The sequence below is a fragment of the Amycolatopsis sp. NBC_01480 genome, assembly GCF_036227205.1.
Lineage (GTDB): Bacteria > Actinomycetota > Actinomycetes > Mycobacteriales > Pseudonocardiaceae > Amycolatopsis.
Genome location: NZ_CP109442.1, coordinates 643,120 through 665,577, shown reverse-complemented (window position 1 = coordinate 665,577; position 22,458 = coordinate 643,120). Strand labels below are relative to the sequence as shown.

The following is a 22,458-nucleotide window of genomic DNA, read 5'->3' as shown; positions in this document are numbered from 1 at the left end:
AAGAGCCGCTAAACGGCGGTGAAGTCCAGCACCAGCCGGCCGCGCAGCCCGCCCTCGGCCAGCCGACGGTGTGCCTTGGCCGCCTCGGCGGCGGGCAGCACCCCGGCCACGCGCAGGGTCAGTTCGCCCGCTTCGGCCTGGTCCCGCAGCCGGAGCAGGCGGGCATGGTCGGTGGCGCCCTCGTTGACCCAGATCGGGTGCACCCCGATCCCGCGGCCGGCCGGGCCGTCCCAGCCGCGGATGACGGCGATCCCGCCGCCGTCCCGGATGGCCGGGACGACCAGCTCGTGCAGCATCGCCCCGTCGAGCACGCCGTCGACCCCGCCGGGCGCGAGCGCGCGGAATCGCTCGGCGACGTCGTCACCGCGCGGCACGACCTCGTCGGCGCCCAGGCTCGTGACCAGCTCGGTGTCGGCCGGTGACGCGTCGGCCAGCACGCGCAGGCCGTCGCTCTTGGCCAGCTGCACGGCATATCCGCCGAAGGCGCCGGCCGCGCCGGTCACCGCGACGGTGCCACCGGTGGGGACGGCGAGCAGGTCCAGCCCCATGCGGGCGGTGAGCGCGTTCATCAGCAGCGTCGACGCGGCCGGGAAGTCCACATCGGACGGAATCGGCACCACCGACGCGGCGGGCACCACGACCAGCTCGGCGTACGCACCGCCGCGCGGCTCGTACGGGCGGACGATCGTGATCACCGCGTCCCCCGGCCGGAGCGGGGTGTCGGTGTCCGGCCCGATCGCGTCGACCACGCCCGCCGCGTCCATCCCCGGCACGTACGGCCCGGGGCGGCCGTTGAACCGCGCGCTCGTGGTGCCGGAACGGAACAGCGTGTCGGTGGGGTTGACCGAGGCCGCGCGCACCCGCACGCGCACCTCACCGCGGCCCGGCACGGGATCGGGCAGCTCGATCACCCGCAGCACCTCGGGTCCGCCGAATTCGGTCAGGCCGATGACTCGCACAGCTCTTGCCTCCTTGGAAAGACGATCATCCACTGACTACCACGGTCGCCGGATCCCGACCGGCGGCGTCCAGCCATTGGTAGCCTGCGGGCGTGGCTGACCTTGGTGCTGTCGCTTGGCCGCCCGGCCCGATCCGGACCGAGCGGCTCGTGCTGCGTGAGCCCGAGGCGCGGGACCGCGCGGTGATCATCGAGCTGTTCACCTCGCCGGAAGTCGGCACTTACATCGGCGGTCCCCGGCCGCGCGCCGAGTTCGAGCGCGCGATGCCTGAGACGCCCCGGCGGCGCCCTGGCCTGTTCGTGGCCGACCTCGACGGGGCGATGATCGGCGTGGTCACGCTCGACCGGCGCGACGCCGAGCGCCCGGGCCACCTCGGCCCGGACGCGGGGGAGGCCGAACTCGGCTACCTGTTCCAACCGGAGACGTGGGGGCTCGGGTACGCGGCCGAGGCGTGCGCGGCGGTCCTCGGCTGGTTCGCCGCCGCGGTTCCGGGTGAGCCGGTGGTGCTCTGCACCCAGACCGCCAACGACCGTTCGATGCGCCTCGCGGCCAAGCTGGGGTTCACCGAGGTGGAACGGTTCGAGGAGTACGACGCCGAGCAGTGGTTCGGCGTGTGGTCCCCGGGCGAGCCGTCGGGGCAGCACTGACTCGATGCTGGAGTCGGGCGCCGAAATTCGGTACCCGGCGGCCGGAGCGCGTGATACACCACCGAAGTGCACAACACACTGGAGTTCCCCGAGGTCCTGCGGCTGATCGAAGACCGCTCGGCCGCGTTCCGCGCCGCGATCGCGTCCGCCCCCGACCTTGACGTCCAGGTCCCGGCCTGCCCGGACTGGACGCTGCGCGAACTGGCGCAGCACCTCGGCGACGGCCGCCGCCGCCAGGCCTTCATCGTCGCGGCGGGCCCGGGCGCCGAGCCCCCGGCGAAGACGAGCCCGAAGGGCGCCCCGACCGCGCCCCGCGACCGCGAAGCCCTGGATACCTGGCTCGCCGAGTCGACCAGGCTCATGCTCGACGCGCTGCGCGAGGCCGGCCCGGACCGCGGCTGCTGGACCTGGTGGGGCCAATCGCAGGCCCCGCAGACCAGTGGAGCCGTGGCCCGGCACCAGATCCAGGAGTTCGCCGTCCACACCTACGATGTCCAGTCCGCCCAGGGGGCCGCGCAGCCGCTGCCGGCGGACGTCGCGGTCGAGGGCGTCGACGAGTTCCTGACGACCGTCTCGGCGACGACCGTCCCCTGGCCGTTCAAGCCGGCGACCATCGACCTGCACGTGGCCGAGGGCCGCTCCTGGCGCCTGACCCTCAACGCCGACGGCGTCCGCTGCGACGACCTCGCCGCCGACGCCGAGCCGGGCGACCTGGCGATGCGAGGCGCAGCAAGCGAAATGGTCCTCTACTTCTACGAGCGCATCCCGTTCGACGGCCTGGAGACCACCGGTGACACCGAGCCGATGGAACAGCTCGCAGACTGGGACCCGACCGCGTAAAACGCCGTCGGTTACCACCTGTTCCAGTGCAGGACTTGGCCGCGGCCGACGCGTTTGGCGGGCCGGAAGCCGGTGCCGACGGTGAAGGCGAGCGGGATGAACGCGGCGAGCATGATGTCGTCGTAGGGGACACCGAGCACCGCGGCCAGTTCGCGTTCCAGTGGGGGCCTGCGCGGTGGTCCAGACCGTGCCGAGGCCACGGGCGCGGGCGCGGGCGGCGAGCATGAAGCTCCAGACGGCGGGCAGGATGGAGCCCCAGGTCCCGGCCTGCTCGGTCACGCTCGCGTGGTCGGTGCCGGCCCTCGACGGCGGGGATGACGATGGCCGGCACCTGGTGGATGTGGGCGTAGAGGTACTGGAGCCCGCCGGCGATCCGCGGCCAGGAACCGTGGGCGTTCATGCGGCGCAGGTCGTTTTCGGTCAACGGCGTGCCCTGCGCGACGTGGACGGCCCGGCGGTAGGTGTCGGCGCTCACGTCCACCGAACGTGACCAGCTTGCCACGTTGCCGGGCAAGCTCCTGTCCACCGACTGAACCACCTCAGCGGCACGGCTTGTTCGAAGCCGCTGTTGGCGAGCAGGGCGCGGAGTCCCCGGACGGCGTCAGCGCAAACGTTGGTACCGAAGGTAAACCACCCCGGAACCCATCTCCCGCGACTCCACCAGCCGCAGCCCCAGCGGCTGCACCAGCGGCGGGAAGAACGGCGTCCCGTCACCGACAACGATCGGGTAGACGAACTGGCGGTACTCGTCGATCAGGTCGCCGGCGATGGCATCGGCGGCCAGGCCCGCGCCGCCGATGGCCACGATGCCGTCGTCCGGCTGGGCGCGCAGCCGGGCGACTTCAGTGGCGACGTCGTCGGTGGCCAGGCGCGCGGTGCCCTCCACCGAGGTCAGCGTGCGGGAGAAAACCACCTTCGGGAGCGGCTTCCAGAGCCGGGCGAATTCCAGCTCCGCCTCGTCGGTGAGCTCGGCGTTCTCCCAGAACAGCATGGTTTCGTACAGGCCGCGCCCGCACAGCTGCGCCGCGACGGTCCGGGTCTGCTCGACGTGGAAGCGGAACACCTCCGCGCTCGGGACGGTCCAGCCGATGTCGCCGTCCGGGCCGGCGATGAAACCGTCCAGCGACACGCTCATCGAGTAGATCACCGGACGCATCGGCTACTCAGCGCTCCTTGCTCACCGTGGCCAGCAGTTCCGGCCCGTGGCTGACCAGCCGGCGCTGGGCGATGCCGCCCCACCACCACGCGAGCAGCACCCCGGTGACGACGCCGACCGGCACGCCGATCCATTGCAGCACCGGCAGATCCGCCACAACACCGACGACTCCCAGCACCAGCACCGGGAGCACGCCGACGACCATCAGCAGCATCGTCGCGAGCATCAGCAGCAGGCGGGCGCAGCCGGGGCGGCCGCCGGACGACCACGGGCTCGAGGTGCGCCGCTGGTCCGGCAGCGGGAAAGCCAGGAACACCGACTGCAGCATCAGCACCCCCGCCCCCGCACCGAGCAGCGCCGGCACCAGGCCGAGCACCCACGGGTACGCGCCCGTCTTGCCCACCGCGCCCGGCAGCACGACGGCCAGCAGCACGGCGACCGGCGCGACGATCAGCGCCCACGCCAGCTGCCGTCCACGGATGTCGGCGCGCTCGGCGCCCGGCACGATCAGCGTGTGCCACAGCGAGCTGCCGTCGAAGCCGTAGAGGTTGCCCGATTGCATGCAGGAGAACAGGATCACCACAACGCCGAGGTAGGGCAGCAGCACCGGGCGGCTGCCGCCGGACAGCGACGGCACCACGGTGACGACAACGCCGATCAGCAGCGTCGAAAGCAGCGCGACCCGGCGGCGCGCGTCCCGCCGCCACGTCCAGAGTTCCTTGCGCGCCACCGCTCCCACGGGCGTCGCCGGCAGGAGGCTTCGCCGGGTTCGCGCGCCCGGCTCCTTCACCTTCGTCCGGGACGAGCCGTTGAACGAAGGGCTGGTCACCCGCTTCGTCAGCAGCGCGCCCCACGCGGCGACGAGCACGGCGAGCAGCGCGATCATCGCCGCGAGCAGGCCGAAGGCCGTGCCCCACGAGCCGTCGCCCGCCGCGCGCACGGCGAGCGTGCCCCAACCGGACGGCAGCACGTGCACGACGCCGATGAAGCCGGGCACCGTCCCGTTCACGATCGCCGGGCCCAGGCTGTTGAGCGCGAAGTTCAGCGCCACGCCGGAAAGCCCGGTGAGCGCGACCAGGATGATGCCGAGCTCCTTGCCCTTGCGCGAGGTCAGCAGCGCGCCGAGCGCCGCCATCACCACGCGGTAGAGCAACACGGCGAAAGCCAGCTGCAGCACCGTGAACACGAGCCCGACGAGCGCCGCGCCGATGCCCAGGCGCAGGCCGTAGACGAACAGGCCGAGGAACGCGAGCAGGCTGACCACCGCCGCCACGCCGACGAAACTCGCGGCCAGCAGGCCGACGGCGAGCTTGCGGCGCCCGATCGGCAGCAGCGCGAAGTGCTCCGGCCGCAGCGTGTCGTCCCCGCCGCCGGTGGCCACCGGCGCGAGCACCCAGCCGAGCACCCACACCGCGTACACCGACGTCAGCAGGTCGACCGTGACCTGCGGCCCGTGGATCGGCACGATCGCCAGCGCGAGCGTGCCCGCGGCGCCGAGCAGGCCGAACACCCCGCCGACGAGCATGCCGGCGACCTGGCGGCCCCGCAGGGAATTGCGCAGGACGCGCAGCTTCAGTCGGACGAGGACGCCAACCACGACAGTCCTTCCGCTCCACCGGTGCGCCCGCCCACGATGTGCACGAACGCGTCCTCCAGGCTGCCCTCGCCGCGCACCTCGTCGACGGCGCCCGAGGCCACCACCCGGCCGCGCGTGATCACCGCGACGTGGCTGCAGAGCTGTTCGACCAGCGCCATCACGTGGCTGGACAGCACCACCGCGCCGCCCGAGCCGACGAACCGCTGCAGGATGGTGCGGATGGTCGAGGCGGAAACCGGGTCGACGGCCTCGAACGGCTCGTCGAGGACCAGCAGGCGCGGGCCGTGCAGCAGCGCCATGGCGAGGCCGATCTTCTTGCGCATGCCCGCGGAGTAGTCGATGACCAGCGTTCGCTCGGCCTCCACCAGCTCCAGCACGCCGAGCAGCTCCTGTGCCCGCTCCGCCACCGTTTCCGGGGCGAGCCCGCGCAGGAGTCCCATGTACGTCAGCAGTTCCCGCCCGGTCAGCCGCTCCGGAATGGACAGTCCGTCGGGCAGCACGCCGATCAGCGCCTTGGCCCGCTCCGGCTCCCGCCACACGTCGACGCCGAACACGTGCGCCTGTCCGGCGTCCGGGCGCAGCAGCCCGACCGCCATCGACAGCGAGGTCGTCTTGCCCGCGCCGTTCGGCCCCACCAGCCCGAAAAACGACCCCTTCGGCACTTCCAGCCGTACGTCGTCCACCGCGAGCGTGGTCCCGAAGCGCTTCGTCAGCCCGTACAGGCCCATCGCCGGTTCGTCCGCCACCGCGTCCCCCTTCCGTAGGGTCGGGAGACTACCCGGGTCCGGCCTGCTTCGTGGTCATCCGGCCAACTGGTGTCCCGCAGTCCGGTTGCGGCCCGCGTGTTTGGCCTCGTACAGGGCGCTGTCGGCGGCTTCGAGCAGGGCGTCGACGTCCGCCATGGCCGCCGGCGGGGCCGCGGCGAGCCCGATCGAGACGGTGATCGGCTCCGGCAGTCCGCCGGTCTGCGCGGCGATGTGGCTGCGGATGCGCTCGGCGATCGCGTGCGCGTGCACCGGCGCGGTCGCCGGCAGCAGGACCACGAACTCCTCGCCGCCGAACCGCCCGGTGAGGTCGCCCGCGCGGACCTCGGTGCGCAGGGTGTCCGCGACTGCCAGCAGGTAACGGTCGCCGACCAGGTGCCCGTGCCGGTCGTTGACCAGCTTGAAGCGGTCCAGGTCCAGCATCAGCACGCTGGTGGTGCGCCCGGATCGCTTGGCGCGCACCAGCTCCTCGGTCGCGGCCGCGCGCCAGGCGGCGACGTTCAGCAGGCCGGTTTTCGCGTCGCTGCGGGCCTGTCGGCGCAGCTGGCGGATGAGCACGTTCCGGTGCAGCGTCAAGGTGATCCCGATGACCAGCAGCAGCGCGATCGGCCAGTCCGCCAGCGCCCACGCGAGCAGCACGCCCAGCCCGATCGTCGCGGCCTCGAGCCCGTACTCCTCCGGGCCGGCGAGGGCGTCGCGCACGCGTTCGTGCGGGGTGCCGAAGTAGACGGCCACCGTCATCAGCGCCGTGTTGACCACCAGGAAAACCAGTCCGGCCGCCACGATCGCGCCGAACTCGGCCACGTCGCGCGCCGCCGAGGCGAACGGCACCGTGGTCAGCAGGACGAGTACCGCCGCCGCGGCGTAACCGGACAGCACGGTGGCCGCGGCCGAGAACACGCGCCGGAACAACGGGGCGGGCCGGCCGCGGAGCCAGCGGTACAGGAACGAGATCGTGATGACCAGTGCCGCCAGTGCCGGATGGAGTAACAGCACCGCGGCGAAGGTCCACACAGTGTCAAGGCTGATGTGCGGGGTGCCCGCGAACCGCTCGCGCAGCTGCTCCACCGGACGGGAAAGCTCGGTGTGCAACAGCACGCAGCCGATCAGCGCCAACGCGGGGAACAGGTCCACCCGGCCGGGTTGGTTCACCCAAGTGGTCCAGACCGCCCCGGCCAGTGCGGCCGCGTCGGCGACCAGAATGAAGGCGATCAGGCCTCGGTTCGGTAACCGCCATAGTGCCCAGCGGCCTGCTCCGGTGATCCTGGCATGGTGAACTTCGTACGGACTGTCCTGGTCCGTCCGTGGGTTTCCGTCAAGAGGTGCGCCCCCGGCCACCAGAGCACCGTAGCTACCTGGATACTCGCTGTCACTCGGCTGTCCGGGTGCGGATGGTGTCGGTTGATGCACCTACAGTGATCGGCGACCGTGCCCGACCGGGAGAGGGGGTGGCGCACATGCGCGGGCAGAACTGGTGAAACGACGCGTGGGCCGCGGCTCCCGGTCAGCTCGTCACGCTGCGGTACGTCCGCCGCCAGACGAGCGCGATCGGGACCGCGGTGACCACCCCCGCCGCGGCGATCACCGCGATGGTCACCGACGGTGACCCGAGGCGGGCCACGACCACCCCGCCGGCGATCAGCCCGATCCCCTGGACGGCGATCAGCCCCGAGCCGGCGAGCCCGAACGCCTGGCCGCGCTCGGCGTCCGGGACCAGCCTCATGAACGTCGTGCTGGCCGTCACCTGGTAGGCGGCGCAGGCACCGGAAACCAGCAGCAGCACCACCGTCACCCCCAAACCGGGTTTGAACGCGTACCCCAGCAACGGCACCACGGCACCCGCCGCGAGCGGGCCGACCAGCCGCAGCCGCACCGCGTCCGGCACCCAGCGGCCGAGCGCGAAGACCCCGAGCACGATGCCCGCCGGGTGCGCCGCGAGCAGCAGTCCCGCCGTCGCCGCACCGCCGCCGATCTCCGCCGCGTACGGCACGGCCAGACCTTCCGGCACGATCACGAACCCCGCCAGCCAGGCGAGCCCCACCAGCACCCGCAGCCGCGGGTCACGCCAGATCGTGCCCGCCCCGGCGGCGAGCCGGCGCAGGGTCGAAACGCGGTCCGCGCGCACGTCCGCGGCTGGGCGGGAGCGCACGCCGAGCGCCAGCACCACGGCCGAGACGCCGAACGTCACCGCGTCGGCGGCCAGCCCCAGCCCCGGCCCGATCAGTGCGATCACCGCCCCGCCGAGCGCGAACCCGGCGAGCTGGCCGATCTGGTTGGTCATCTTCAGCAGCGACTGGCCGAGCACGTACCGGGACCCGTCGAGCAGCACCGGGACCACCGCCGCCTGGGCCGAGGAGAACGGCGCGTTCGCCAGCTGCACCACCACGAGCACCACGGCGAGCACCGGCAGCGGCAGGCCCGGGATCGCCAGCACCGCGACCAGGAGCGCGCGCAGCAGGTCGGCCGTGACCATCACGGCGCGGCGCGGGAACCGGTCGGCCAGCCCGCCCAGCAGCGGGCCGCCGATGAGGTCCGGCAGGTAGGTGAGCGCGTACGTCAGCGCGGGCCAGGCCGCCGACTCCGTCCGCTGGAACACCAGCACGGACAACGCGACCCGGGCGAGCTGGTCGCCCAGCACGGACTGCAGCTCGGCCAGCCAGATCGCGCGGAACTCCCGCACGGCGAGGATGTCGCGGAACCGCGCGGTACTCCCGTCCCTGTCGCCCATCGACGTCCCCCGATCGATGCAGGACGCAAAGAGTACCTGTTCCGGCGCGGAGCGTGAACAGCCGAACGGGCGGTGCGGGGCTCAGGCGCCGCAGGTGATCTTCGGCTGGGGGTTGTAGCGGACGGTCCGGGTGTGGCGCGAGACCTCCCGCCCGCTGGAGACGTCCTTCAGTACGCGGGTGTCGGTGGTGGTGAAGCCCGGCGCGCCGTTGGAGGCGTGGCAGTTCTCGGCCGGGCCCGGTTTCGTCGGCGGGTCCGTCGGGTTCGACCGCTCGCCCGGCACCGATTCGACGGTGTACCGCTTGGTGCCCCACAGCTTCACCGTCAGCGAGGACGGCGACCAGATGGTCTGGATCGCGATGCCGGTGTCGGAGTCGTTGGTGAACTTCAGGTCGATCACGCTGGAGCCGTTGGGGTTCTGGAACACCGTGGCCTCGCGCGCCGCGGGGTAGCGGCTGATGTAGTAGCTGTGCTCGCGGTGCCCGGCGTCCTTCATGCCGGCGAAGTACGACGCGTTGTACAGCGTCGTGGCGAACTGCGAGATGCCGCCGCCGACCTCGCGCGCCGGGGCGCCGTTCTCGATCACGCCCGCCTCGACGTAACCCTGCGGCTTCCCGCGCGGGCCGGTGAACCCGTTGAGGCTGAACGTCTCGCCCGGTTTCACGATGGCGCCGTTCACCTTCTGCGCCACCACTTTGATGTTGACCCCGGAGTCGGCGGCGAAGCCCCCGGTGGTGAACTCGCCGACGACCTCCTTGACGCCCAGCTGGTTCGCCTGCTCGGTGGTCACCTTCGCGGGGCTGTTCTTGTACACGGCCTTCAGCTCCCGCTGGTCCGCGCGCTTGAGCGCGTCCGGCAGCGGCTTGAGGCTCGGCTCCCAGTCCACGGCCTTGCCGTCCACCGAGGGCTCGACCACGGGCTGTCCGCCGGAGAAGCCGACGGTGGCCTCCTTGCCTTCCTTCTCCGACGCCTTGAGCTGCGGCCCGGCGACGTCGGTGATCTTCTTCGGGTCGATCTTCGGCGTCAGGCCACCGCCTTCGGCCGGTTCGAACGACAGCGCCGCGGCGATGTCCTTGGGCTGCAGTGTCGCGTCGGCGCCCTCGCCCTTGATCGTCACCGGTGCGGCCACGGCGGGCTTCGCGAACTGTTCGAGCGCGGTCTGCACGCCTTCCGCGGTGGTCCGCACGGGCGCCGGGACGACCGGCAGCGCCAGTTCCTGTCCGCTCGCCCAGCCGGCGAGCACGGCCCGCTTGGCCGCCGCGACGTCGAGCTTCTGCCCAGCCTGCGGCGGCACCGCGACGGGCGTGGCACCTTCGAAGCGCACGGTGCCTTCCACCGCGTCGTGGTCGACGCGGCCGCGCAGGTCTTCCAGCGCCGGGTCGAGCTTGTCCGCCTCGGCGTGCGAGACGACGCCGATCTCGCGGCTGGTGAAGAAGGAAGACAGCCTGATGAATGGGTTCACCGGCTGGTCGCCGGCCTGGTCCAGGGTGGCCGACCAGTCCAGGCGCAGCCCGGCCAGCGTCGGCGACAGCGTGGAGCGGGCGGCGCCGGCGGTCACCGTGAGCGGCTGGGTGAGCCGCGGCTCGATCTGGCTGCGCAGCTCGCGCTCGGCCACCGGCCGGTCGAGCCCGCCGACGTCGACGCCCGCCACGGTGACCCCGCGCGGCACGCTGCCCTGGCTGGTCAGCAGGTCGATCAGGTACGCGACCAGCAGCACGCCGAACACCCCGCCGGCCACCCAGCCGGCGCGGCGCAAACGAGGACGGGCAAAGCGGCGCGACGGCTCGGGGACCGGGTCCGGTGGCACGTCGCCGGGCATCACCACGGGCAGGACCTCGGTCCGCTCGCCCTCGGATTCCGGCCAACGCGGTTCGTACGGCAACTGTCCACCTCTCCTGCAGCGTCCCGCGCTACAGGGTACGGGCAGAGCCGGACATGGCGGACTAGTGCCCCTCGGGGAACAAACCGGTCAGCGCGGGTCGGGCTCCGGGGTGGCGCCGGAGCGGGCGAGGAAGTCGAAGTCGCAGCCCTCGTCCGCCTGCGTGATGTGCTCGGAGTACAGCGCGCCGTAGCCCCGTTCGTACCGCGGCGGCGGGGCGGTCCACTCGGCGCGACGGCGGTCCAGTTCGGCGTCGCCGACCTCCAGCCGCAGGACGCGGCCGGGCACGTCGAGGGTGATCAGGTCGCCGTCGCGGACCAGCGCGAGCGGGCCGCCGACGTGCGATTCCGGCGCCACGTGCAGCACGCACGCGCCGTAGCTGGTGCCGCTCATCCGGGCGTCGGAGATCCGCACCATGTCCCGAACGCCTTGGGCCAGCAGGTGATCCGGGATCGGCAGCATGCCGTACTCCGGCATGCCGGGGCCGCCGAGCGGGCCGGAGCCGCGCAGCACCAGCACCGAGTCCGCGGTGATGCCGAGCGACGGGTCGTTGATCCGCTTCTTCAGGTCGCGGTAGTCGTCGAACACCACCGCGGACCCGGTGTGCGTGAGCAGCTCCGGCGCCGCCGCGATGTGCTTGATCACCGCGCCCGAGGGCGCCAGATTCCCCCGCAGCACGGCGATTCCGCCCTCGGCCGCGAGCGGGTTGTCCCGGGGCCGGATCACGTCGTCGTTGTGCACGCGCGCCTCGGCCAGCGTCTCGCCGAGGGTCTGCCCGCTGACCGTCAGACGGTCGGGGTGCAGCAGATCGGTCAGCCGCGAGAGCAGCCCGGGCAGGCCGCCGGCGTAGTAGAAGTCCTCCATCAGCCACGCGCCGCCGGGACGGATGTTCGCCAGCACCGGGACGCGCCGGGCGATGGCGTCGAAATCGGCGGGCGTCAGGCCGATCCCGCTGCGCCCGGCCATCGCGATCAGGTGGATCAGCGCGTTGGTCGAGCCGCCGAGCGCGAGCACGGTGGTGATCGCATCCTCGTACGCGGACCGGTCGAGGATCTTCGTGATGGTCAGGTCCTCCCAGACCTGCCCGACGATCCGCGCTCCGCTCGCCGCGGCCATCCGGTGGTGCGCGGAGTCGACGGCGGGGATCGACGCCGCGCCCGGCAGCGTCAGTCCCAGCACCTCGGCGGCCGAGGTCATGGTGGACGCCGTGCCCATCGTCATGCAGTGGCCGGGGGAGCGGGCGAGGCCGCGCTCCAGCTCGGCCAGCTCCGCGTCACCGATCAGCCCGGCGCGCCGCTCGTCCCAGTACTTCCACATGTCGGTACCGCTGCCGAGGGTCTGATCGCGCCAGTGCCCGCGCAGCATCGGCCCGGCGGGCACGAAGATCGCCGGCAGCCCGGCGCTGGCCGCGCCCATCAGCAGGGCCGGGGTGGTCTTGTCGCAGCCGCCCATCAGCACCGCGCCGTCGATGGGGTAGGACCGCAGGATCTCCTCGGTCTCCATCGCCAGCAGGTTGCGGTAGAGCATCGGCGTGGGCTTCTGGTAGGTCTCCGAGAGCGTCGCCACGGGGAACTCCAGCGGGAAGCCGCCCGCCTGCCAGACGCCGCGCTTCACCTGCTCGGCGCGTTCCCGCAGGTGCATGTGGCACGGGTTGATGTCGCTCCAGGTGTTGAGGATCGCGATAACCGGCTTGCCGAGGTGCTCCTCGGGCAGATAACCCAGCTGGCGGGCCCGCGCCCGGTGGCTGAAGCTGCGCAGCTCGTCGCCGCCGAACCAGCGGTGGCTGCGGAGGTCCTCGGGTTTCCTGATGGCCACGGTTGTCCCCACCTCTTTCCTCGTCCACCCGAGTATGGCATCTGATATACGATCATTCGCACCGAGCGCGCCGCGGGACCCGGCGACGCCGCGCTTGGCTAAGTTGGACAACACAGATCTCGCGAGAGCCTGGAGCGCCCGATGCCACCGACGTTCAGCCTTCCCGCCTCCCGGACCGAAGTGGTGCTGGAGGAGATCCGGCGCGGCATCCTCACCCGGGAGCTGCGGCCGGGGCAGCCGCTGGTGGAGGCCGAGCTGGCGCAGCGGCTGGGCGTGTCGAAGACGCCGGTGCGCGAGGCGCTGAAGGTGCTGTCGAACTCGGGGCTGGTGACGTTCAGCCCGTACAAGGGCGCTTCGGTGTGCGTGGTCGACGCGGAGCTGGCGAAGTCGGTCTACGACGTGCGGATGGTGCTCGAGCCCGAGGCCGTCCGGCGCTCGGTCGAGCGGCGCGACCCGTCGCTGTTCGAGGACGCCGCGGAGGCGCTGAAGGAGGCCTCGGCCGCCCTCGCGGACAAGGACCACGCCGCGCTGAGCCTGCTCAACCGCCGGTTCCACCGGGCCCTCTACCTCGGCTGCGGCAACCCGCTGCTGGTGTCCATCCTGGACGACCTCAAGGACCGGGCCGCGCTGATCACCGTGGTCGGCTGGGACGCGAGCCCGAGCTGGCGCAAGGAGTGGGCCGAGCACAAGGCCGTGCTGGCCGCCGCGAAGAAGGGCGACGCCGCGGGTGCGGAAGACTTGCTGCGCAAGCACATCGGCTCGTTCCTCGAGCGGGTGCTCGACGCGATCGGGGAGCAGGAGGCGTGACCGGCGTGCGGCTGCTGCTCGTGGCGGACACCCATCTGCCGAAACGGGCGAAGGAGCTGCCCGAGGAGGTCTGGGCCGAGGTGGCGCTGGCCGACGTCGTCGTGCACGCCGGCGACTGGGTCGACCTGGACGCGTTCGACCAGCTGGCGGTGGCGAGCAAGCGGCTGGTGGCCGTGTACGGCAACAACGACGGCCCGGAGCTGCGGGCGTGGCTGCCCGAGGTGGCGCGGGTGGACCTCGGCGGCGTCCGGCTGGCCGTGGTGCACGAGACGGGCGACGCCAAGGGCCGCGAGCAGCGCTGCGACGCCCTGTACCCGGACGCGGACGTGCTCGTGTTCGGCCACAGCCACATCCCGTGGGACTCGGTGACCCCCGGCGGCCTGCGGCTGCTCAACCCGGGCTCGCCCACGGACCGGCGGCGCCAGCCGTTCTGCACGTACCAGACCGCCGAGATCCGCGGCGGCGAACTGGTGGACGTCGAGCTGCACGAGCTCCCGCCGCGGGGGTAGAACAGGACGTATGGATCCGGCCCGGGCATTACGCGACATCGCGTTCCAGCTGGAGCGCGCGGGTGAGCCGACCTACCGCGTGCGCGCCTTCCGGCAGGCCGCGAGCGTCGTCGACCGGCTTTCGCCCGAGGAACTGGAGAGCCGTATCCGGTCCGGCACGCTGCAGGCGCTGAAGGGGATCGGCAAGGCGACCGCCGGCGTGATCGAGGACGCCTGGGCGGGCCGCGTCCCGGCGTATGCGGCGAAGGTCGGCGAAGCGGATTTGCCCGACGGCGGCCCGCTGCGCGCCGCTCTCCGCGGCGACTGCCACACCCACTCCGACTGGTCCGACGGCGGCAGCCCGATCCTGGAGATGGCGGAGGCGGGCCGCGCGCTCGGCCACGAATGGATGGTCCTGACCGACCACTCGCCGCGGCTCACCGTCGCCCACGGCCTGTCCGCCGAGCGGCTGCGCAGCCAGATGGACGAGGTCGCGCGCGTGAACGAGGCGGTGGCCCCGTTCCGGCTGCTGCACGGCATCGAGGTCGACATCCTGCTGGACGGCGGCCTGGACCAGACCGAGGACCTGCTGTCCCGGCTGGACTTCGTGGTGGCGAGCGTCCACTCGAAACTGCGGATGCCGGCGCGCGAGATGACCCCGCGCCTGCTGGACGCGGTGGCCAACCCGCACGTGCGCGTCCTCGGGCACTGCACCGGCCGCCTCGTCCGCGGCCAGGGGCGTCCGGAGTCGGTTTTCGACGCGGAGAAGGTGTTCACCGCCTGCCGTGAGAACGGCGTCGCGGTCGAGATCAACTCACGCCCGGAACGCCTCGACCCGCCGATGCGCCTGCTGCGCCTGGCCGCCGAACTCGGCTGCGAATTCGCCATCGACAGCGACGCGCACGCCCCCGGCCAGCTGGACTGGCAGGTCTACGGCTGCGTCCGGGCCGAAAAGGCCGGGCTGGCCGCGGACCGGATCATCAACACCCGCACGGCGGAAGACCTGCTCGCCCAGTGACTCGTGAGTGTTTATGCCGGTTAGAACCGGCATAAACACTCACGAGTCTTCAGGCCACCCCGATGGTGATCACCGGCCGGGCCGCCGGGTCCAGCCACCGCATCACCGCGTCCAGGTCGGCGCCCGGGATCGCGACGCAGCCGGCCGTCGGCCTGCCCGCCGACACGTGCAGGAAAAACGCCGACCCGGCGCCGGGAACGACCGGGTTGCGGTTGTAGTCGATCACCGTCGCGTGGTCGTAGACCGGGCCGGCCGCGCCGAGGTCCTCACCCGCCGACTCGTCGAACGGGCAGTGGCCAGGGGCGCAGGAGTAATGCTGGTTGTAGAACGGAGACCGCACGTCGGAGACCCACCAGTCCGAGCGGCCGACCTGCCGGTACGGCAGCCGGGTCCCGTTGCTGGGCTGGATCCCGAACGCCTCGGTCAGCGTGAACACCCCGGCCGGTGTGTGCGAAGTGGACTCGCCGGCCTTCCCGACGCCGTCGGCGCCCACGAACGCCGGGTAGGGCCCGAGTGCCCGCGCCCACCGTCCGCCGGACTTCTGCCAGGCCGTCAGCACAGCCGTGGTCGACGACGGGGAAGTGGCCACCACGGTGACCACCTGCTGGGCCGAGCCGCTGTACGCCAGCGGCAGGTGTTCGGCGGTGGCGCCCGGCGCGGCGTCGGAAAGCCCGTCCGCGCCGAAGATCGCGGCGGCCGCGGCACAGAGCAGCACCACCAGAAGTCGCCTCATACCCGGCGATCTTAGGGGTGATGGCCGAGCGCGGAAGGCCCGAGCGGAGTAATCCCGGGCCTCCCGCGCGGCCGGCGTCAGTTGATCTCATACGGGTCGCCGTAGACCTGCCACTTCAGCGGCGTGTGCAGGTCGAGGTTGCCGTCGTTGAGGAACACCAACTGCTCGGTGTCGACGCGCGAGGTGTCCGCGTGCGCCTCCTCCTGCTTCATGACCACCTTGCGGGCGTCGAGGAACGCCTTGAGGTAGGTGGTCTCGTCACCGCCCTGCGACGGCGGTTTCGCCTGCTGGAGCGCGGAATTGCGGATGCCGCCGAAGCTGTCGGAGCTGTCGCCGGGGCCGTGCATCACGATGGCGTCGTAGTAGATGAACTGGCCGAGCACGCCGAGGCCGTCGGACTTGCCCTGGTTCACGGCCGGGTCGAAGTACACGCGGTCGCGCTCGCTGTCCTGCGCGGCCTGGAACTCCGCGGTCCCCGCGGCCTCCTTCCAAGCGCTCTCGAACGCCGAGCCGAGCCCGTCATGCGAATCGGAGCCGTTCACCTTCTCCAGCGCGGGCAGGTATTTCGCCAGCGGGTTGTCCGGCACGGCGTCGGTGTACGCCCGCACCAGCTCCAGCATGTCGCCGGTGCCGGAGCAGAAGCCGATGATGCCGGCGGTGTAGCCGCGGCCGTCGCCGATGTCCTCGATGTAGGAGTACTGCGCCTTCCAGTCGAGCGAGGAGTTCTCCGCGCTCGACACCAGTTCCATCGCGATTTCCTTCTTCTCCGGCGAAGACAGGTCGCCGTCGGAGATCCGGAGCGGTGCGGCGGCCGACAGCGCGGGTGGCGCCGCGGGGGCGGCCGAGGACAGGGCGGGGGTGGCGATCACGACAGCGAGGGCCGAGGCCACCGAAAGGCCGGTGACGAGGACAGGCCGCATCGTCTTGCGCATGGGCTGGGGATCCCTTTCCGCAGGGGGAGCACACGTGGACAGGACAATCGAAGCCTCGAATTCCCTGGCCGGGCCGGGGAAACGGTGCTTCGGGTGCTGCTGCGGCGTAGCGCCACGATAACCAAGAGTGACTCAGACGGCAAGGGGCAAAACGGAATTCCGCGGGTCAGTCCTTTGTGGACGAGCCGCCGCCGGCGAACAGCCGGATGACGTCCGGCAGCACGTGCACCGGGATGGCCGGGTCGATCGCGCGCTGCACGCCGAGGCCGATGCCCAGGCTGAGCAGCGCCGTCGCCGCGTCGCCGGCCGGCATCGGCAGGGTGATGCCGAACCGCTCGGCGTAGCCGGCGAGCAGGTCGGCGATGGTGTCCCGGATGGCCTTGTCGCGGCTCGCCAGCTCCGCGCGCACGTGCGGGTCGCGGCGGGCGTTGGTGGCGAACTCGACCTCCAGCGCCGTCCACGCCTCGTCGCCGATGCTGCGCTCGGCCCAGGCCTGGAACGCCGTGAGCAGGCCTTCCATCCCCTCGGCGCCCGCCAGCGCGCCCGCGACGAGGTTCACCTGCTCGTCGTGGATCCGGTCGAGCACGGCCAGGCACAGCTCGTCCTTGCCGCGGAAGTTCGAGTAGACGGCGCCCTTGGAGTACCCGGCCTCGTCGGCGACCTTCTCCAGCGAGGTCACCGAGTACCCGTCGCGCAGGAACAGCTCCTTCGCGGTGTCGACGAGCTGCTCGCGGGTGCGCGCCTGGCTTTCCGCGCGGGTGAGTCGGGCCATGGGAGCACTCTAAACGTCCGGCCAATCGGGGTACCGTCGGTATTGAGATACTGCTAGTCTCCGAAAATGCGCGACTACGAAGTGCTGGTTATCGGCGCCGGGGCGTCCGGGCTGGGCGCGGCGATCCGGCTGACGCAGGCGGGCGTGGAAAGCCTCGCGGTGCTGGAGAAGGCCGACGGCCTGGGCGGCACCTGGCGCGACAACACCTATCCCGGCTGCGCCTGCGACGTCCCGTCCGCGCTGTACTCCTACTCGTTCGCGCCGAATCCGGAGTGGAGCCGCGCGTTCGCGGGCCAGGCCGAGATCCGCGAATACCTGCGGGACACCGCCGAGCGCTTCGGCGTGGCCGGCCGCATCAGGTTCGGCGTCGAGGTGACGCGGGCACAGTGGACCGGCGCCCGCTGGGAGCTGGAGACCTCCGACGGCCGGTACACCGCGCGGATCCTGGTGGCCGGCACCGGACCGTGGCACGAGCCGCGGATCCCGGACCTGCCGGGGCTCGACGCGTTTCCGGGCGAGGTCTTCCACTCCGCCCGCTGGAACCACGGCTACGACCTGGCGGGCAAGCGCGTCGCGGTGATCGGCACCGGCGCGTCGGCGGTGCAGTTCGTGCCCGAGATCGCGCCGGAGGTGGCGCGGCTGCACCTGTTCCAGCGCACCGCGCAGTGGGTGCTGCCGAAGCCCGACCACGCTGTGCCGGGCCTGGAACGCTTGGTGGTGCGGCAGTTCCCGGCGCTGCGTCGGGCGCTGCGGTCGGCCGAGTACGGGCTGATGGAGGCGCTCGGCTACGGCTTCCGGCACCCGTGGCTGCTGCGGCAGGTGCAGCGGATCGGGCTCGCGCACCTGCGCCTGACCGTGCGAGATCCGGCGCTGCGCCGGGCTCTGACCCCGGATTACACCCTGGGCTGCAAGCGGCTGCTGATGTCCAACACCTACTACCGGGCGCTCACGCGGTCCACTGTGGACGTCCACCCGACGGCGGTGCGCGCGGTGGAGGGCGCACGGGTGATCGGAGCGGACGGCTCGTCGGCCGAGGTCGACGCCATCATCTTCGGCACCGGTTTCCACATCCTCGACATGCCCGTGTCCGCCCGGGTTTTCGACGCCGACGGCCGCAGCCTGGACGACCACTGGCAGGGCAGCCCGCAGGCTTACCGAGGCACGTCGGTGGCCGGCTTCCCGAACCTGTACCTGCTGCTCGGGCCGAGCCTCGGCACCGGCCACACCTCGGCGTTCATGATCATGGAGGCGCAGCTGCGGCACGTCGTCGCGGCCGTTCTGCGCACTGGTCCGGGAACTCTCGAAGTGCGACGCGAGGCGCAGGACCGCTTCAACGCCGAGGTACAGGCCGCGCTGCCGGGCACCGTGTACCAGTCGGGTGGCTGTTCGAGTTACTACACGGATGTCAACGGGCGCAACAGCTTCAGCTGGCCGTTCTCGACCGGGCGGCTGCGCGGGGAGGTCGGCGCCTTCGCCGAATCCGACTACCTGGTGTCCGAAGAGGAGCCCGCCGATGCGCGCTGTGCTGGTAAATACCAAACCGTTCCGGCCTTTTTGGTATCCCACCCTTGACCTGAGCCGCTGCGTGGTCGCCGTGACCGGCGGCGGCCGCGGCATCGGCCGGGCGACCGCCGAGGAGTTCGCCCGCGCCGGCGCGACGGTGTGCGTCGGCGACCTGGACACCGCGGTCGCAGAGGAAGCCGCGGCCGCGTTCGGCGGCCGGGCCTACTCGCTGGACGTGCGCGAGCGGGACTCGTTCGCCGCCTTCATCGACGCGGTCACCGAGGAGTTCGGCCGCGTCGACGTGCTGGTGAACAACGCCGGGGTGATGCCGCTGGGCGACTTCCTGGAGGAGCCGGACGAGCTGGGCCGCACCACCTTCGACGTCAACGTCTGGGGCCTGGTGCTCGGCCTGCGGCTGGTGCTGCCGGGCATGATCGCGCGCGGCCGCGGGCACGTGGTGAACGTCGCGTCGATGGCGGGCAAGATCCCGTTGCCCGGCATGGCGGTGTACAACGCGAGCAAGTTCGCCGCCGTGGGCCTCACGGCCGCGGTCCGCCGGGAGTACGCGTCCAGCGGGGTCAGCGTGAGCGCGGTCCTGCCGAGCGCCGTCCGGACCGGGCTGGCCTCGGGCGTGCCGCTCGGCCGGGGACTGCCCACAGTGGACCCCGAGGACGTCGCGCGGGCGGTGGTCGGCAGCTGCCGCAGCCGTCGCGCGGAGATCCCGGTGCCGCGTTACGTCGGCGGCTGGGACCTGCTGGCCGCGCTCACGCCGGAGCCGCTGATGGCGCTCGCGCGCACGCTGATCGGCGACGACCGGGCGCTGACCTCGCTCGATCCCGAGGCCCGATCCGCGTACACCACCCGGGTCGCGTCGCAGGTCAGAGCGTCCGGAAGGTCATCCCGGCGCGGGTGAGCCGCCCGATCAGCGCGTCGCCCATCGCGGTGGCCGTGGTGACCTGGCCCGCGGTCTCCGGCAGCTCGTCGAAGGCGAGGCAGAGCGCGGATTCGCCGAGCATCTTCGCCGTCTCGTCGTAGCCGGGGTCGCCGCCGGAGACCTCCGTGGTCACGTGCTCACCGCCGCCGGTGCCCTCGAAACGCACGGAAAACCATGACCGCGCCCGGCGTTCCGGGCTCGGGCCCTGCCCGGGTGCGAGCAGCCGCGAAAGCGCCCGGCGGGCCGGCGGCACCTGCGCGGCCGCGACGAGAGCGCCCATCCCCACGGCCCCCGCCGCGAGCGAAGGCAGGTGCGCGAAAGCCGCGAAATGCCGGTAGCGGAATTCGGGGCCGTACCGCTCGGACGCCCGCGCCGAATGCCCGACGATCTGCGGGTCGATCGTGGGCAGCGGCACGGCCCAGTGCCTGGTCCCGGGGGCGCGGTGCGGGGTGCCCGCCGGGGTGCGCACGGTGCGGCCGGCGAGCGCGGGTTCGGCCGCGGCGCGGTCACGGGCCGCGCGCGTCATCTGCGAGTAGCGCCCGAACGACGTCATCGCAGTGAGGAAGGTGCCGCCCGAGGGCATCGCGCCGACTCGCACGTAGCCGTCCACCTGGAGCGGGACGCCCTCGGGCAGCTGCTGAACGGTGTAGTGGGCGCCGAGGTCGTGCGGGATCGAGTCGAAGCCGCAGCAGTGGACCAGCCGCGCGCCGGTCTCGGCGGCCTTCGCGTGGTAGGCGAGGTACATCCGGTCGACGAACTCGGGCTCGCCGGTCAGGTCGACGTAATCGGTGCCCTCCGCGGCGCACGCGGCGACCAGCGGCTCGCCGTATTCCAGGTACGGGCCGACCGTGCTGATCACGACCTTCGCGGACGCGGCGACGGCCCGCAGCGAGGCCTCGTCCGTGACGTCCGCGGTCAGCAGCGGCAGGTCGCCGAGACTGTCGTCGCTCTCCGCGAGCCGGGTGCGCAGCGCGTCCAGCTTGCCGGGGTTGCGGCCCGCCAGCGCCCAGCGGCAGCCGGGCGGGACCGAGCGCGCGAGGTGCTCCGCCGTCAACGCGCCGGTGAAGCCCGTGGCGCCGAACAGGACCACGTCGTAGTCGGCCATCGGTGTGCCTCCCGGTAGGTGTGGCGCCGATGCTACCGCCGGGCCGGCTCTTCGCACGTGACCGATCTCTCGGCGGGCAGGTCCACAATGGACGTTAAAGAGATGGTAAAGTGGAAGCACGATGACTGCTGCCGTCGCCTCCGCGCCACGGCACCGGTCCATCCTCCTCCTGGTGCTGCTCGCCCTGTTCCTGGGTGGAGTTTTCCCTGAAACCGCAACGGTTTCGAGTACCTCGGCGGTGGCGCACTCGGCCCGTGCCGCGGCACCGGCTCCGGCTGCCGTGCCCGGGCATCGGCCGACGCTGCACGCGTCGCACCCGCTGCCGTTCGCCGAACCGCCCGCGGTGGTGACGCCGCCGCGCCCGGCGGTCGGCCCGATGGCCGCGGAAGTTCGCCCGGACGCCCCGTTCCGGCCGGTCCGCGCGCCGGAGGCCCGCGGCCCACCGCGCGGCTGAGTACGCCCTGGTCACCCCGTACTCAAGCTCCGGAGGAGTCCCCCATGAGCAACGGTCATGCTTTGCTGGCCGTCGGCGGCGCGTTCCTCGCCGCCGGAGTCGTCGCCCGCCTCGGCGCCCGGATCGGGCTGCCCACGATTCCCCTCTTCATGCTGGCCGGTTTCGTCTTCGGCCCCAACACCCCCGGTCTGTCCCTTGTGGACAACCCGGGTGAGCTCGGCGTGCTGGCCGCCCTCGGCCTGGTGTTCCTGCTGTTCTACCTCGGCCTCGAATTCTCCCTCGACGACCTCGCGCGCGGCGGCCGCCGGCTGGTCGGCGCCGGGCTGGGCTACCTACTGCTCAACGTCGGCGGCGGGCTCGCGTTCGGCTTCACCCTGGGCTGGGGCACGCGCGAGGCGCTGGTGATCGCCGGCGCCATCGGCATCTCCTCGTCCGCGATCGTCACGAAGCTGCTGCTGGAGACCCGGCGGCTGAACAACCCCGAGTCCCGGCTGATCATGGGCATCATCGTGCTGGAGGACCTGTTCCTCGCGCTCTACCTGGCGTTGCTGCAGCCGGTGCTCAGCGGCGCGGACGGCTTCGGCGCGGCGCTGGCCGACTTCGGCAAGGCGTTCGGCTTCCTGCTGGTGCTGGCCGCGCTGGCCCGCTGGGGCGGTCGCGCGGTCTCGAAGCTCTTCGGCTCGGCGGACGACGAGCTGCTGACGGTCTGCTTCGTGGGCGTCGCCGTGCTCGGGGCGGCCGTCGCCGAAGAGGTCGGGGTGTCCGACGCGATCGGCGCGTTCATGGTCGGCATGATGCTCGGCAGCTCGAAGGTCGCCCCGCGGGTGCACAAGCTGGTCCTGCCGCTGCGGGACGCGTTCGGTGCGCTGTTCTTCTTCATCTTCGGCCTGTCCATCGACCCGCGGGCGGTCGGGACGGCGGTGCTCCCGGTGCTCGCGGCCGTCGCGCTGACGCTCGTGCTCAACCTCGCGGCGGGGGCCTTCGCCGCCCGGCTGCACTCGTTCGACCGGCAGGCGGGGGTGAACATCGGCCTGACCGTGCTGACCCGCGGCGAGTTCTCGCTGGTGCTGGCCGCGATGGCCACGACGGCCGGGCTGGACGAGCGGGTGGCCCCGTTCGTCGCGGGGTACGTACTGCTCCTCGCGGTGATCGGGCCGCTGGCAGTGGTGCGCTCGGAACGGCTGACCTGGCTGCTCCCGCGGCGCCTGCTGCCCACGCCCTGAGAAGCTCGTGAGTGTTTATGACGGTTAGAACCGGCATGAACACTCACGAGCTGTCGCGAGCGGCATATTCAGGAGCCCCGTCCGTCACGCACGGCTATCCTTGGC

The 22,458-nt window shown here is 72.1% G+C and carries 23 protein-coding genes; 10 read left to right on the top strand and 13 right to left on the bottom strand.

The features are described 5' to 3' along the window. Positions 1 to 8 precede the first annotated feature (8 nt). Positions 9 to 959 carry an NADP-dependent oxidoreductase gene (locus tag OG371_RS03205; RefSeq protein ID WP_329065361.1) on the bottom strand — a complete coding sequence of 317 codons (951 nt, stop codon included), beginning with the start codon at positions 957 to 959 and terminating at the stop codon, positions 9 to 11. 92 nt (positions 960 to 1,051) lie between these two features. Between OG371_RS03205 and OG371_RS03200 the strand changes: the two genes are divergently transcribed. Together OG371_RS03200 and OG371_RS03195 are read left to right on the top strand one after the other, a co-directional pair. Further along, a complete protein-coding gene (locus OG371_RS03200; RefSeq protein ID WP_329065359.1) occupies positions 1,052 to 1,606 on the top strand; it encodes a GNAT family N-acetyltransferase in 555 nt (184 codons plus the stop codon). A 66-nt stretch (positions 1,607 to 1,672) separates the two neighbouring features. After that, entirely contained in the window at positions 1,673 to 2,446 is a 774-nt protein-coding gene (locus OG371_RS03195; RefSeq protein WP_329065357.1) for a maleylpyruvate isomerase family mycothiol-dependent enzyme, read from the top strand. A gap of 11 nt (positions 2,447 to 2,457) precedes the next feature. On the opposite strand, the gene OG371_RS03190 is transcribed toward OG371_RS03195, so the two are convergent. Continuing rightward, a complete protein-coding gene (locus OG371_RS03190; protein ID WP_329065355.1) occupies positions 2,458 to 2,586 on the bottom strand; it encodes a hypothetical protein in 129 nt (42 codons plus the stop codon). A gap of 83 nt (positions 2,587 to 2,669) precedes the next feature. Between OG371_RS03190 and OG371_RS03185 the strand changes: the two genes are divergently transcribed. After that, complete coding sequence (locus tag OG371_RS03185; protein WP_329065353.1) at positions 2,670 to 2,936, top strand: hypothetical protein; 267 nt, start codon at positions 2,670 to 2,672, stop codon at positions 2,934 to 2,936. Positions 2,937 to 3,047: 111 nt separating this feature from the next. Here OG371_RS03185 and OG371_RS03180 read toward each other — a convergent pair whose 3' ends face one another. The 7 genes from OG371_RS03180 to araD form a co-directional block, all read right to left on the bottom strand. Continuing rightward, positions 3,048 to 3,602, bottom strand: coding sequence for a dihydrofolate reductase family protein (locus OG371_RS03180; RefSeq protein ID WP_329065351.1), 555 nt, complete (start codon positions 3,600 to 3,602; stop codon positions 3,048 to 3,050). A gap of 7 nt (positions 3,603 to 3,609) precedes the next feature. Beyond that, entirely contained in the window at positions 3,610 to 5,199 is a 1,590-nt protein-coding gene (locus tag OG371_RS03175) for a hypothetical protein (protein ID WP_329065349.1), read from the bottom strand. Next, positions 5,175 to 5,945, bottom strand: a complete 771-nt coding sequence (locus OG371_RS03170; protein ID WP_329065347.1) for an ABC transporter ATP-binding protein — start codon at positions 5,943 to 5,945, stop codon at positions 5,175 to 5,177. The genes OG371_RS03175 and OG371_RS03170 overlap by 25 nt, the downstream gene beginning before the upstream one ends. A gap of 54 nt (positions 5,946 to 5,999) precedes the next feature. Next, on the bottom strand, positions 6,000 to 7,115 hold the full coding sequence (locus tag OG371_RS03165) for a GGDEF domain-containing protein (protein WP_329065345.1): 1,116 nt from the start codon (positions 7,113 to 7,115) through the stop codon (positions 6,000 to 6,002). 352 nt (positions 7,116 to 7,467) lie between these two features. Further along, complete coding sequence (locus tag OG371_RS03160; RefSeq protein WP_329065343.1) at positions 7,468 to 8,691, bottom strand: MFS transporter; 1,224 nt, start codon at positions 8,689 to 8,691, stop codon at positions 7,468 to 7,470. 81 nt (positions 8,692 to 8,772) lie between these two features. After that, positions 8,773 to 10,572 (bottom strand): VanW family protein, encoded by a 1,800-nt coding sequence (locus OG371_RS03155; RefSeq protein ID WP_329065341.1) that lies wholly within the window; start codon positions 10,570 to 10,572, stop codon positions 8,773 to 8,775. 87 nt (positions 10,573 to 10,659) lie between these two features. Beyond that, positions 10,660 to 12,378, bottom strand: coding sequence for an L-arabinonate dehydratase (gene araD, locus OG371_RS03150; protein WP_329072894.1), 1,719 nt, complete (start codon positions 12,376 to 12,378; stop codon positions 10,660 to 10,662). Positions 12,379 to 12,525: 147 nt separating this feature from the next. Here araD and OG371_RS03145 point away from each other — a divergent pair, with 147 nt between their 5' ends. From OG371_RS03145 to OG371_RS03135, 3 genes are read left to right on the top strand one after another with little or no spacing between them, the layout of a single operon-like run. After that, complete coding sequence (locus OG371_RS03145; RefSeq protein WP_329065339.1) at positions 12,526 to 13,191, top strand: GntR family transcriptional regulator; 666 nt, start codon at positions 12,526 to 12,528, stop codon at positions 13,189 to 13,191. Positions 13,192 to 13,196: 5 nt separating this feature from the next. Further along, positions 13,197 to 13,700 (top strand): metallophosphoesterase family protein, encoded by a 504-nt coding sequence (locus OG371_RS03140; RefSeq protein WP_329072892.1) that lies wholly within the window; start codon positions 13,197 to 13,199, stop codon positions 13,698 to 13,700. A gap of 10 nt (positions 13,701 to 13,710) precedes the next feature. Further along, positions 13,711 to 14,697: a PHP domain-containing protein gene (locus OG371_RS03135; RefSeq protein ID WP_329065336.1), complete on the top strand. Its 987-nt coding sequence runs from the start codon at positions 13,711 to 13,713 to the stop codon at positions 14,695 to 14,697. A gap of 49 nt (positions 14,698 to 14,746) precedes the next feature. On the opposite strand, the gene OG371_RS03130 is transcribed toward OG371_RS03135, so the two are convergent. The 3 genes from OG371_RS03130 to OG371_RS03120 all read right to left on the bottom strand — a co-directional run bounded on the left by OG371_RS03130 (position 14,747) and on the right by OG371_RS03120 (position 17,134). Next, a complete protein-coding gene (locus tag OG371_RS03130; RefSeq protein WP_329065334.1) occupies positions 14,747 to 15,430 on the bottom strand; it encodes a L,D-transpeptidase family protein in 684 nt (227 codons plus the stop codon). 77 nt (positions 15,431 to 15,507) lie between these two features. Further along, positions 15,508 to 16,362, bottom strand: a complete 855-nt coding sequence (locus OG371_RS03125; RefSeq protein WP_329065332.1) for a chitosanase — start codon at positions 16,360 to 16,362, stop codon at positions 15,508 to 15,510. A 166-nt stretch (positions 16,363 to 16,528) separates the two neighbouring features. After that, positions 16,529 to 17,134: a TetR/AcrR family transcriptional regulator gene (locus tag OG371_RS03120; protein WP_329065330.1), complete on the bottom strand. Its 606-nt coding sequence runs from the start codon at positions 17,132 to 17,134 to the stop codon at positions 16,529 to 16,531. 66 nt (positions 17,135 to 17,200) lie between these two features. Between OG371_RS03120 and OG371_RS03115 the strand changes: the two genes are divergently transcribed. After that, the gene (locus OG371_RS03115) at positions 17,201 to 18,706 is read left to right on the top strand and encodes a flavin-containing monooxygenase (protein ID WP_329065328.1); all 1,506 of its coding nucleotides are present in this window, start codon (positions 17,201 to 17,203) and stop codon (positions 18,704 to 18,706) included. After that, entirely contained in the window at positions 18,648 to 19,550 is a 903-nt protein-coding gene (locus OG371_RS03110; protein ID WP_329065326.1) for an SDR family oxidoreductase, read from the top strand. Before OG371_RS03115 ends, OG371_RS03110 begins: the two co-directional genes overlap by 59 nt. On the opposite strand, the gene OG371_RS03105 is transcribed toward OG371_RS03110, so the two are convergent. After that, positions 19,516 to 20,676 carry a saccharopine dehydrogenase family protein gene (locus OG371_RS03105; RefSeq protein ID WP_329065324.1) on the bottom strand — a complete coding sequence of 387 codons (1,161 nt, stop codon included), beginning with the start codon at positions 20,674 to 20,676 and terminating at the stop codon, positions 19,516 to 19,518. The two genes, OG371_RS03110 and OG371_RS03105, sit on opposite strands and share 35 nt — an antisense overlap. Before the next feature lie 121 nt (positions 20,677 to 20,797). Between OG371_RS03105 and OG371_RS03100 the strand changes: the two genes are divergently transcribed. Together OG371_RS03100 and OG371_RS03095 are read left to right on the top strand one after the other, a co-directional pair. Continuing rightward, positions 20,798 to 21,130 (top strand): hypothetical protein, encoded by a 333-nt coding sequence (locus OG371_RS03100; RefSeq protein ID WP_329065322.1) that lies wholly within the window; start codon positions 20,798 to 20,800, stop codon positions 21,128 to 21,130. Between the two features lie 44 nt (positions 21,131 to 21,174). Next, positions 21,175 to 22,353, top strand: coding sequence for a cation:proton antiporter (locus OG371_RS03095; protein WP_329065320.1), 1,179 nt, complete (start codon positions 21,175 to 21,177; stop codon positions 22,351 to 22,353). Positions 22,354 to 22,458 lie beyond the last annotated feature (105 nt).

What these genes read in the sequence shown, in the direction of transcription:
- OG371_RS03105 (WP_329065324.1), bottom strand. Translation starts at nt 20,676, where the DNA reads ATGGCCGACTACGACGTGGTCCTGTTCGGCGCCACGGGCTTCACCGGC.
- OG371_RS03100 (WP_329065322.1), top strand. Translation starts at nt 20,798, where the DNA reads ATGACTGCTGCCGTCGCCTCCGCGCCACGGCACCGGTCCATCCTCCTC.
- OG371_RS03110 (WP_329065326.1), top strand. Translation starts at nt 18,648, where the DNA reads ATGCGCGCTGTGCTGGTAAATACCAAACCGTTCCGGCCTTTTTGGTAT.
- OG371_RS03135 (WP_329065336.1), top strand. Translation starts at nt 13,711, where the DNA reads ATGGATCCGGCCCGGGCATTACGCGACATCGCGTTCCAGCTGGAGCGC.
- OG371_RS03115 (WP_329065328.1), top strand. Translation starts at nt 17,201, where the DNA reads ATGCGCGACTACGAAGTGCTGGTTATCGGCGCCGGGGCGTCCGGGCTG.
- OG371_RS03160 (WP_329065343.1), bottom strand. Translation starts at nt 8,691, where the DNA reads ATGGGCGACAGGGACGGGAGTACCGCGCGGTTCCGCGACATCCTCGCC.
- OG371_RS03130 (WP_329065334.1), bottom strand. Translation starts at nt 15,430, where the DNA reads ATGAGGCGACTTCTGGTGGTGCTGCTCTGTGCCGCGGCCGCCGCGATC.
- OG371_RS03120 (WP_329065330.1), bottom strand. Translation starts at nt 17,134, where the DNA reads ATGGCCCGACTCACCCGCGCGGAAAGCCAGGCGCGCACCCGCGAGCAG.
- OG371_RS03125 (WP_329065332.1), bottom strand. Translation starts at nt 16,362, where the DNA reads ATGCGCAAGACGATGCGGCCTGTCCTCGTCACCGGCCTTTCGGTGGCC.
- OG371_RS03180 (WP_329065351.1), bottom strand. Translation starts at nt 3,602, where the DNA reads ATGCGTCCGGTGATCTACTCGATGAGCGTGTCGCTGGACGGTTTCATC.
- OG371_RS03185 (WP_329065353.1), top strand. Translation starts at nt 2,670, where the DNA reads ATGAAGCTCCAGACGGCGGGCAGGATGGAGCCCCAGGTCCCGGCCTGC.
- OG371_RS03095 (WP_329065320.1), top strand. Translation starts at nt 21,175, where the DNA reads ATGAGCAACGGTCATGCTTTGCTGGCCGTCGGCGGCGCGTTCCTCGCC.
- OG371_RS03145 (WP_329065339.1), top strand. Translation starts at nt 12,526, where the DNA reads ATGCCACCGACGTTCAGCCTTCCCGCCTCCCGGACCGAAGTGGTGCTG.